We start from the raw sequence: 11510 nt of genomic DNA, 5'->3' as shown, positions 1-11510 counted from the left end.
GAATGATGATCAGATTTTCAGAATCCTAACATAACGCTGAAGTAATAGCTTCGGTAGCGTGGCAGGATGGCTGTATTTTCTGTGGCGGACATGTATCCCAGTTCTGGGTCTTGTCCTTTAAGTTGTTTGTTAGCCCATAAGAAGGCATTGTTAACACCGGTGGTGACGGTGATCTGCGTGACGTGGCGTGTCCATTGCCGGACGATATCGTCGAGGTTACAACGCAGGGAGATGTTATTACAGCGGAGGTTAGCGGCGCTGACGGTACGCAGGTCGCTATAGTTGTATAAAGTGTACCGATAGAGGTTACCCTCTTTATCAAGCATGGATACATCGCCGAAGTAGGGGGCGATTGAATAGGAGGGGGGTAGTATGCGGAAGCTGGTGACGGCGGGTACATTGGTATGTTTTTCGTCGCCCGGTTGTTTCCAGCGGGTGTTAAGTTCTTTGCTGACGTTGCGGTCGGGGGTAGGTAATCGCCAGTATCCGCCATCGCCGCCTTGTGCCAGTGGGTTGAGGCGTACGTAGCCACCACCCTGGTAGCTGAAGCTGGCAGCGAGGGACCAGCGTTTGTAGCGGAGGTTGGTGGTGAGGCCACCGGTGAAGGTCGGCTCTGAGGCGCCCTGGTAGAGGAGGTAGTGCTGTGGGCGACCTTCTCTGAGTAGTTCGGTTTTGGGATCTACATCGAGGCTGTAGAAGTTAGGCTGTCCATCCTGGGCGGAGAGGCCGGCATATCGGAATGACCAGATGCCCCCTACGGGTTTGCCGTTGACGATGCCGCTGCCGGACAGGAGTGCTTTGAGGGAGGCATTTTCCCTGACATGGTATACTTCGTTGCGGTTGTAATTGAAGACCCATTGGATGTTCCAGGTCCAGTCTGTAGTGGATACCGGTTTGGCGAAGATGGAATATTCGTATCCTTTGTTCCTTATTTCGGCACCATTGATATATGCTTCTGCGACGCCGAATTCGACGGGCACGGGTTGTTTGAGTAAGGCATCTTTGGTGCGTTTGTTATAGTAGTCGAAGGAGCATCCTATGCGGCCATCCAACAGTTCTATTTCGATGCCTACGTTGAGGGCGCGGGTACGTTCCCAGCGGAGGTCCTGATAGGGGAGGCCGCCGATGCGGATGGTACCTGGTGTATAAGGGTCGGTGGTGTTAGTGAGCCAGAGTACGGGTGCGATGGCTGGTACGGTATTGCCCTGGTATCCCCAGGAGGCGCGTATGGCGAGTTGATCGATGGTTTTGCTTTTGTTCAGCCAGTTTTCTTCTTTGATGTTCCATCTTACGCCAGCGGACCATACCGGGTTGAACCGGTCGGGTGAGGAGGCGGAGATGCGATTGGAGGCATCGGTGCGGGCGTTGAAGGAGACGATATATTTCTGCCGGTAGGCGTAGGAGGCGTTACCGAATACGGAGAGGAAGTTATACTGTTTAAAAGTACGTGCAGACAGGAGTTCTTCCGGTTCGGGATCGACGAAGAGGCGTGTGCCGGTGAACGGTTCCTGTGGTTGGCCGCCGAGGATACCTCTATAGGCGGTGCTGCGTATTTCGGCGCCTGCCAGGGCGGAGAAGGAATGTTGCAAGGTGGGGCCGACAGGACGTGAGAACTGTAGCGTGCTGCGTACGGTATAACTTCTCATCTGCAGGGTATCGGTATTGACGATGTCTTTCATGCCGGCATTGGCCGGGTCGAAGTCGGCGCCTCTTTGTAAGGCGGCGGCGTAGGAGTGTTCGTCTGCCCAGCGGCGGTTGTAGGTATTGACGAATCGGGGTGCGAATAAACTTTCCCAGAGTAGGTGTTTACCCAATCTTATTTTGAGCCATGCGGAGAGGTTGATATCATCGTTTTTGCTGGTATTGCCGGTATGTTGCAATTCATTGAGGAAATTGAAATGCAGCAGTGGTGTGTTGGCGGAGAAATCTGCCGGGCGGTATTGCGGGCCGAGAGAAGCTTCGTAGTACTCTTCCGGTTTGATGGCGCGGTTTGTATTGTAGGCGTATTCGTATGGATTGAGCCCATCATAGAAACCTTTGACCCTGCGGAAGGAGGTGTTCAGCTGTACGCCTAATTCGATGGCGTTGGTGATCCTGAACGTCGATTTCAGCAAGGAGCTGATGCGTTTCATATCATTCCCTTTGGCGTTGCCGGCTTCGTCCATATAACCTATGGAGGCGTAATAGGTGGCGCGGTGGCCACCGCCGCTGATATTGAGGTATGTATTTTTGGATATGCTGTTACGGAAGAGGATATTGAACCAGTCGGTGTTATTCTTTTCCAGTATTTCCATTTCACGGTTATATTCTGCCTGGTCGATCTCTTTATTGGCCCAACGTTGCCATAGTCCGTCGTAGGCTACCTGTGGTACTCTGCGATCGGGGTATATGGTACCATCTTTCAGTACTTCTTTGGAGAGGGCGACCCTTTCGGCGGAGTTCATGCGATCCATGGTGCGATAGGAGGGTTTATCGGCGATGGATATTTCTGTGCGCAAGGTAATGGAAGGGGGGCCGACCTTGCCTTTTTTGGTGGTGACGACGATGACGCCGTTGGCAGCTCTTGCACCGTATATGGAGGTGGCGGCGGCATCTTTGAGGATGGTGACGGAAGCGATATCATCAGGGTTGAGTCCGAGGATACTGTTTCCGATAACGCTTTGCCGTGCCTTGAGGGCGATCATTTCGCTGGTTTGCAGGGCGCCTTTATCGAAGCCCTGTTCATAGAATTCCCAATCTTCGCGTACGACACCATCTACTACCCATACAGGTTCGCGGCTACCGACGAGGGTAGTGGCGCCCCTGATACGGGCGATAGGATTAGCGCCGACGGCGCCGGAGGTGATGCTGACGGCGAGGCCGGGTACTTGTCCCTGCAAGGATTGATCGAGGCGGTAGTAGCCATCTGAGGCGGCGGTACATCTGAGTTTACTGAGGGCGCCTGTTATCTCCCAGCTTTGTTGCTGCTGGTATCCATTGACGACGACCTCTTTCATCTGTTCTGACAGTTTGCGGAGGCGGACATCGTTTAATTGTTTATCATCTGCTGACAGGGTTAGCTGGTAAAATCCTATGCAGGTGAATTTTAGCCGGCTGACAGGATTGGTATTGATGCTAAAGAAGCCATTCCTGTCGGTATGTGTGCGTTGGCCGTCGCTGCACCAGATGCTGGTGAAGGGGATGGGTTGGTTATTTTCGTCGTGGACGTACCCGGTGATCTGTTTAGTAGTTGTATCTGTGGATGTTGGCTCTGGGAGGAGTGGTTCACGGATGATGATCACTTTTCCGCGGAGGATATATTCGAGACGGGTACCTGTCAGTGCTTTATCCAATATGGTGGTAAGCGGGACGTTGTCCATATTGATGGTGATCCTGCCTTTGGAGGGATGTTCTTTCTGGTAGGTATATATGAATTCGAAATCTACCTGGTGTTGCAGGTGCGCGATGAGTTGATTGAGGGTGGTTTTTTTCACGTGTACGGATACCAAGGGGACAGTTGCCTGTCTGGCAATAGCCAGCAGTGGCAGTAATGTGCCCAGGCAGCAGATCCATCCGTATAACCTAAAGTGCCGGCAGGCGCGCGATATCTTTTTGTCATGTGACTGCCGTTGTACTTTTTTTGCAAATAAAGCGTCCAATTGTATTACTATACTGTTTTAGTGCTACAGTTGATTTTGATTGTTCACTCCTGCCCTTTCAGTAGCTAAAATGTTTTAGCAATCCACCTTATTAAGCGACCAGCTTTTCAGGTATGAGGGTTAGGGATGTGTAACCTATTTAATAAAAAGGGGAGTCTAATCCATCCAAAGAAATACGCTCACTCTGTTGTGTCGACAATTATTCTGATCAGCGATTCAGCTCTTAGTAAAAATACTTCTTTTAGAGATGATTCGAATAAATAAAAAAAAACACGGGTGTGTAGGATTTACACAATTGTGGCAGGGAGGGTGCGGGAGGAAGAGGAGGGGTTGGGAAGGAGCGGGGGCAAGGAGGGGGCCATTAGATTGTAGGAAGAGGAGGGGTTGGGAAGGAGCGGGGGCAAGGAGGGGGCCATTAGATTGTAGGAAGAGGAGGGGTTGGGAAGGAGCGGGGGCAAGGAGGGGGCCATTAGATTGTAGGGAGAGGAGGGGAAAGGAGGAGGAGTTGGGAGGGAGCGGAGGGACTAAGGAAGGGTAAAAGGAAGTAAGGAGGCGTAGTCAGGGCAGGGAGTAATTGTGGGGAAGTAAGGGATGTTTAAGGGCTGTTCCTGTGAGAGGGACCTGTGAGAGAGGGTAAAGAGGAGAGGAATAAGACATGGGGGGTATTGTAATTATCAAGTAAGCGATAGTTAACGTATGGATATAGGTAGCTTATAGGAGAACTATACGAATGATACAGGATAGGTGGACGCGAGCTATAAGCAATTCACCATCAGGCTATTACAAGACTATTTGTCTCTTTATAGCAAATAGAGCAGCAATATTTGCAAACCCGCCACCAATCAACATTTAACTATTTAATCCTCTGCTACTTAGCTGGTTGCCGGGTACCGAATATAAGGGTATCTCCTTTTTGTTTGATGGAGATCTGGAGGGCTTCGGAGAGGGTGGCGGTAAGGGTAGCCAGGTCTGTAGCGGTAAGTTTTGCGTTGACGAGGATGGCGGATATTTTTTGTTGCTGAAAGACTATTTTATAGCCATAGAATTCGCCGATGATGGTAGCGGCGCTGGCGAGTGTTACGTCTTTAAACAGGAATATGCGTTGTTGCCAGGCACCGAATACGGCTGAATCGACGGCATGCTGGAGGGAGGTGTTTCCGTTTTCGAGGGAGAGGAGGTCTCCGGGGACGAGTTGCTGGGGGGCTTGTGCGTGGTTTTTAAAATTGACCGTTACGCCACCGTGGGAGAGGAATACCCGGGTGCGGTCTCCACGTTGGTAAACGTTAAAGGCGGTACCGGTCACGTTTACATCAAGGTGTGAGGTATGTACGACGAAGGGTTGTTTTTGTCCATTGTCTGTACGGGAGGTTACTTTGAAGTAGCCTTCTCCTTCGATCCACAGTTCTCTGTTGTGTTGCAGGAAGGAGGTATTGTATCTGAGGGAGGAGTTGGCGTTGAGGTGCACGACAGAGTTATCGGGCAAGGTGATATCTTTTGTTTCCTGGCTGGCGGTGGCGATGCTGATCTCTTTATGGGAGGGGCGTGTGAGCCACCATGCGGAGGCGAGGAGGAGGAGGGTGATGGAGGCAGCGGCCATCCATCGATTGCGGGTGAGACGACGAATCTTACCTGATGTGGAGGTAGGGGTAGCGAGGTCTATGGCGGCCCACATTTCTGCGCGTTGTTGTTCGTTGGGTTTGAATGTTTTGAAGTGCAGCTGATTGAGCAGTGCGGCGGCTTCTTTTATATTTTGTTCTTGGTGTGGACAGGAGGTCAGGAAATCCTGCCAGAAGGCTATTACATCCGGACGACGGTGTAGTATCCATTCCTGGAAGTACTCGTCTGCCAGGAGGTCGTCGGTAGTGAAGGTAGCATATTCCTGTTTAGTATGTTTTCGTATCATAACTAGTCTGGTTAACGACTTGGTGTATTACCCCTGATACACGTTTGTCAATTTCTTTTTTTATTCTTGGTGTATGTATTTCCGGCGAGCCGGTGGTTTTTTTATGCTTTCAGTAACAGCAGGCTAATCAGCATTACTGTCATTATTTCTTTTAGTTTGCCCAGTGCGCGGAAGACAGCTTTATAGGTTGCTTTGACGCTGGTGCCCATGATGAGGGCGATATCTTCATAAGACGTATTCTCATAAAAGCGCAGGAATACGGCTTCCCGCTGTCGGGGCGGTAGCTGCGCGATGGCCTTTTGGAGGCGTTGCTGCAGGATGGCTTGTTTTTCGTCATTGATCCTGAGATCTTCAGCAGACAATTCTACTTCGAACAGGTATTGTTCATCCAGCTGGCCATGTTGATCTTTGGCGGCTTTGGAGAGCTTTCTGGTGAGAGCGTTCCTAAAGCTTCTCAGCAGGTAGAACTTTACGGATGTGGGTACGGCGATGCGTTCGCGGGTGGTCCACAGGCGGATATAGACATCCTGGATGGCATCTTTAATGAGTTCCTGATCTTGTGCAAACCGGTATCCATAGTTGTACAGGTCGTCCGCATATTTATTAAAAAAATATTCCAATGCGTGCTTATCGCCGGACTGGAATGATCTCCAGCGTTCCTGTTCATCCGTATTAAGTATCTCAGCCATTAATTTGCAGGTTCTTTTTAATGCAGCCCAGTTGTTACTGACGAGGCGGCGGTCGCCCTCCTGATGCGCTTCTCTTGTTCTACCATCAAATATACTATACTTACCAGTACAACTAATTTGGTGTATTATACTGCTTTAAAAAAAACGCTCCCGTTAAATTATTCTACCGATCAGAGGGTAAATTTTGGGTCCTCTGGTATCTTACTTATAGATTCATTCAGATGTAGTAGAACACTGGTTGATAGTTCAGTAGAAACTGAACGCAAATACTAAAGTTGGTGAATGATGGCCCCTGTATTCTTGCAGGGGCATTTTTTATTTTGAGAAAGAACGTGTAAAGCATTGCCTTTTCCTTTCTGCACATTATCTTCTATGTGATGTTTTTCTGTTAGCTCATGCATTGGTCACATTTACACAGGCAATGCTTTATTGGGTGCTCGATAGAATGGTTAAGTGTAACAGTTTTGTGAAGGGGATTTGCCGGGGCACACGCCTTCATACCAGTATAGATACCTGGATTTTGTTGTTTTACCCATATAGGGGTTATTTTTTTCAGAAAATTATTAAATGCTGGTCTGGTGGGGGAATTAGGGTATAAAAAAATACAACCGGCAGATGCCGGTTGTCCACATTTTCCTTATTGTTGATGAAAAACCCTGTTTTTTCACTCTCGTTCTGTACCTGAAACCTATTAGGACGTAGAATTAGTCGTATTTATCGTGGCACCTGGCTTGTTATAGCTGTAACCAGCATCTTGCCTGCCCTTGCACACCGGGCAGGCAAGATGACTTCCTATCTCCGCAAACAGGAAGGCTGGATACATTCACTGTGCTTATGTACTAGAATAGATACATTTAAAATGAATTTTTACCCAATTGAGCAGAAATATTTTAGAAATGGTGAAGCGGGAGCGGGGTTGGGGGAGGTTATTTTGTAGTGAGGAGGGCGAGGATCAGGGTGGTCCATCCCGCGTATCTGCGCAGGTGTTCTTTGATAAAAGTGATGGAGGCGTAAAGTTGTTTTTTGACGGCGGAGCGGGAGATATTTAGGGAGGATGCGATTTCATCAAGGGACATATTTTCCTGTGTGCGCATGCGGAGTATCTTTTTCTTTTTATCGGATAGTTGTCCGATGGCGTTGATGGCGATCTGGTAGTATTCTTTATAGATAGTATCGTGTTCTGTGGCGTTAACGGATGTGGGTTGGCGGCTGGTGGCGATGTTTAGGGCTTTACGTTTGGTTTGTTTGTTTTTGGCGATATCAAACCATTTGTTTTTGGCCATTCTGAAGAGATAGTCTTCGAAGGAGAGGATGTTAGGGAGTTGGGTTCTTTTTTCCCATACTTTTAGGAATACGTCTTGTATGATCTCTTCGGTGTCTTCGGGGGATTGGTTAATAAAGAACAGGAACCGATAGAGGCTGCTGTAGTAGTGGGTATAGATGGAGGCATAGGCTTGTCTGTCGCCCTGTGCGGTGAGCGACAGGAGTTTTTTTTCATCCGACAGCGGAGGTGTAAACTTCATACTACTGTTAGAATGCTTTTACGTGGAAAATGGACATAGCTGGAAAAACGTCGAGTTGAAGTTAATTAAAAACTTAACAAGATGGCATATAATTTGGGTAGGGATTGGGTATCAAGCTCAATTTTAGCAGGACGGATGAGTATGGCACTTTCATATTTGCAGGATGGAGATCATACGTTAGAGAGAAAATTTGTTGGAATGATAAATTAGTTTATTTTTGGATGCGAAATCACCTGAACCTTATTGCAGGGCGATACAATAATCGATTATAACAGCCCCAGGTTGTTCCCCTTTTAACTATCACATCTTAGTATACATACTGTATTTCGCAGGCTGCTACAGTAATGTTGTACAATTATCCAGAATCCATAGCTGTCACTAAATCTCCGACGATGCGCTATTGACGCAGGGGCCGGTTGTGGCTGTACCTATTTGTCAGTGGCGTATTGCGGACCGCATCCAACAGTTTTAATCATTAAATAACAATCAATTCTTAAACCTCAAGTGAAATCTTATGAAAATGAAAAAGATGTTCTTTTCCTTACTGGCGTTGGGTGCAGTATCCTTTGCGCATGCGCAGGATTGCAGCAAGTACATATACTTCAAGGACAATGCGCGTATAGAGAGTGTTGTATATGATGGCAACGGCAAGGAAATCCGCAAAGAAGTACAAGAGATCAGTGGTGTAGAGGATAAGGGAGGTGAGCGCATTGCGAATATCACGACGACCAAAAGCGGCAATGAGGGCAACAGTAGCTCTAAGGGTGTGGTGAAGTGTAATGGTGGTAATTTGTATTTTGATCTGACGGTTGGTTTACCCAAACAGGATGTGAACAATCCGGCGATCGAGAGTAACACCAAAACCTCTTACCTGACTTATCCTGCTGATCCTAAGATTGGTCAGACGCTGGAGTCTTCTCTAGATTTCAATCTGAATGGTACTACGAAAGGTAAGTCTATGAAGGTGAATTTCAAGGTAGAAGACCGCAAAGTATCCGGTAAGGAGAAGGTGTCTACGCCGATAGGTAGCTGGGAGAGTTTCAAGATCACTTACGTATTGAATGTGAAATTTAAGGTAGTTGGTATTAATATTCCGATGAAACTTGACATTACGGAGTGGTTTGTGCCTGGTTACGGTATTGTGAAGTCAGAGGCCTATTTAAAGGGCAAGCTGACGGAGAGAAGTGTCATTACTGCTATCAAATAGGAAGCAGTATGTTTAATAGCGGAAAAGGATGGCACGATGTGCTATCCTTTTTTTATTATAGTGTCTTGTTGACACTATAATAAAAAACATCCACACTAAGTGTAAGTGATACACGATCATTTTATTTCTGATGCGATGTTTTTTCAGCAGTACTTTGCGCCAATAAATGCAAAGCGGGAGGCCATTGAATTAGCGCAGGCACAATCGTTAACTTTGCCATCAGTATGGGTTTGGCGGCATATTTAGCGCATCAATTTCTTACATATCAATGACACGAAGGTTGCAGGGTTTGCATTACAATTTTGATTATATTCGATAGGTAAACCTGATCCTCAAAATATCTATCTACTCTCCCCGGAAAATCTGAAACCCTAAAAAGATAGATGTACGAGTAACCAAAATCTGTTTAATCATGAAAAAACTATCTGGTATTCTAATCATTGTTGCCCTGTTTGCCGCCGCGTGTAGTAAAGATCAAAAGCCACCCGTAGATGATAATCAAAATCCTTCCAGTGAGACTTCTAACCCAATAGCCCAACGTACCTGCGGAAGTATGGAAGTATTGCAACGTCAATTGCAGGAAGATCCATCTTTGCGTCAAAGAATGGAATCCATTGAACAGGCTACACAAAGACTTGTCCAAGGAAATCAGATGGGCAAGCTGTTACCCAATGGTATCATTGAAATTCCTGTTGTGATTAACATTTTATATGCTAATGCGACTCAGAACATTTCTGATGCGCAGATACAAACCCAGATCGATGTACTGAACGCAGATTTCAGTGGTACTAATCCGGAGACACCTCCCGGTATATTTGCAAACGCGAAGTGTAGTACCAATATCCGTTTCCGTTTAAAAAGCGTAGTGCGTAAATCTACTACTACTACCAGCTGGGGAACTAACGACGCTATGAAGCGCGCTACTTCTGGCGGTATCAACCCTACTTCACCTGATTCCGTACTGAACATCTGGGTTTGTAACCTGGGTGGTGGTGTACTGGGATATGCTCAGTTCCCTGGTGGCGCTGCTGCTACTGACGGTGTGGTAATCACTTTCTCTGGCTTTGGTACTATTGGTACTGCTGCTGCACCGTTCCACAAAGGCCGTACGGCTACACACGAGATAGGACACTGGTTAAACCTGCGTCATATTTGGGGTGATGCTAATTGCGGTAATGACTTTGTTGGCGATACTCCTTTGCATAATGCTGCTAACTTCGGTTGTCCTACCTATCCTCACAGAAGCACCTGTACAGGTACCCCTATCGAGCAGACCATGAACTATATGGACTACTCTGATGATGCTTGTTTATATATGTTTACTTGCGGACAGAGAGACAGGATGATGGCAACCTTTGCTGTTGGTGGCGGTCGTAACGGTTTTGCTCAACCGTGATGCTGCGTCGTAACTAGCGCATTTTAATAGTTATAATTTCCGGGGAGAGTTTTTAGAAGAGGAGAAGCTACGATCAACACTTTTGCAGGTTTATGTGTTATTATACATCCCTGCAAAAGTGTTTTTTATTACTATGCTGGTGATGATCTGCCTTACGGCAGATTTTTTTTGCGTATATGATTGGGATATATTACCTTATGATATCCGCCAATTCGTAAATAGAAAAAAGATGTCATGTTACTCCGCCACCAACTGTCGCTAAGGCAAATATTCCGGCTGACCTGGAAGGTAGATCTGTTGATATTGCTATGCTGTACGGCGGCGTATCTGATGGACACTTACCTGATCCAGGGCCATATTTCGATCCCCAGTAGTATTTCGGCGGTACTTGGTACTGCTATTGCGTTTTTCATCGGTTTCAACAATAACCAGGCGTATGGTCGTTGGTGGGAGGCCAGGATCATCTGGGGGGGCTTGGTGAATGATTCGCGGTCGTGGGCGCGTTCGTTGCTGCATTATGTGGATACTTCTGACGATGCGAAGGCTGCTGATATTGTGGAGCGGATGATCTACCGGCATATTGCATTTCTTTATGCATTAAAAGCCGGCTTAAGGCGGAATGGCGACCGTTATTACACCCGTTACCTGACTGAAGGGGAGCTATCGGAAGTGGATGATCAGGCGAACACACCGAATGCGATCCTGGATCTGCAGGCGCGTGATTTGCAGGAGCTGAGTAAGCGGCATGCGATTGACGGGTTCAGGTTCCGGGATATCAGTGATCTGCTGGTGAAGTTGTGTGATGGGATGGGAAAATCGGAGCGGATCAACAATACGGTATTTCCTCCCAGCTATATTTTCTTTACCCGTGTCTTTATCTGGTTTTATGTGATTATGAATACGCTGATGATGACGGAGACGGTAGACTACTGGGCGATCCTTTTTGGGTGGGCCTTTGGTTTTGTCTTTCATGTTACGCACCAGAATGGGGTAAGCATTATGAATCCTTTTGAGGAGAACCAGACGTCTATTCCTTTGGACAGTATCACCCGAACTATTGAGATCAACCTGATGGAGATGATGGGTGAGGCGGATATTCCTGCTCCTGTGGCACCTTCTGCCAATGGTATTTACATCACCTGATATATGCGACG

7 protein-coding genes are annotated in these 11510 nt (G+C 47.4%); 3 read left to right on the top strand and 4 right to left on the bottom strand.

The window, feature by feature from the left end; all coding sequences use genetic code 11:
- Positions 1-17: 17 nt before the first annotated feature.
- From KTO58_RS26460 to KTO58_RS26445, 4 genes are all read right to left on the bottom strand, one after another.
- Positions 18-3638, bottom strand: a complete 3621-nt coding sequence (locus tag KTO58_RS26460; protein WP_095836525.1) for a SusC/RagA family TonB-linked outer membrane protein — start codon at positions 3636-3638, stop codon at positions 18-20.
- An 868-nt stretch (positions 3639-4506) separates the two neighbouring features.
- The gene (locus KTO58_RS26455) at positions 4507-5541 is read right to left on the bottom strand and encodes a FecR family protein (RefSeq protein WP_225859934.1); all 1035 of its coding nucleotides are present in this window, start codon (positions 5539-5541) and stop codon (positions 4507-4509) included.
- A gap of 101 nt (positions 5542-5642) precedes the next feature.
- Complete coding sequence (locus tag KTO58_RS26450) at positions 5643-6230, bottom strand: RNA polymerase sigma factor (RefSeq protein WP_095836528.1); 588 nt, start codon at positions 6228-6230, stop codon at positions 5643-5645.
- Positions 6231-7156: 926 nt separating this feature from the next.
- Positions 7157-7753 carry an RNA polymerase sigma factor gene (locus KTO58_RS26445; protein WP_095836529.1) on the bottom strand — a complete coding sequence of 199 codons (597 nt, stop codon included), beginning with the start codon at positions 7751-7753 and terminating at the stop codon, positions 7157-7159.
- Positions 7754-8267: 514 nt separating this feature from the next.
- On the opposite strand from KTO58_RS26445, the gene KTO58_RS26440 reads away from it, so the two are divergent.
- The 3 genes from KTO58_RS26440 to KTO58_RS26430 all read left to right on the top strand — a co-directional run bounded on the left by KTO58_RS26440 (position 8268) and on the right by KTO58_RS26430 (position 11499).
- The gene (locus KTO58_RS26440; RefSeq protein WP_095836530.1) at positions 8268-8960 is read left to right on the top strand and encodes a TapB family protein; all 693 of its coding nucleotides are present in this window, start codon (positions 8268-8270) and stop codon (positions 8958-8960) included.
- A gap of 412 nt (positions 8961-9372) precedes the next feature.
- On the top strand, positions 9373-10356 hold the full coding sequence (locus tag KTO58_RS26435; RefSeq protein WP_095836531.1) for a zinc metalloprotease: 984 nt from the start codon (positions 9373-9375) through the stop codon (positions 10354-10356).
- Between the two features lie 234 nt (positions 10357-10590).
- A complete protein-coding gene (locus KTO58_RS26430) occupies positions 10591-11499 on the top strand; it encodes a bestrophin family protein (protein ID WP_095836532.1) in 909 nt (302 codons plus the stop codon).
- Positions 11500-11510: the final 11 nt, after the last annotated feature.

The sequence above is a fragment of the Chitinophaga pendula genome (assembly GCF_020386615.1).
Classification (GTDB): domain Bacteria; phylum Bacteroidota; class Bacteroidia; order Chitinophagales; family Chitinophagaceae; genus Chitinophaga; species Chitinophaga pendula.
This window is presented reverse-complemented; position numbering and strand designations above follow the sequence as displayed.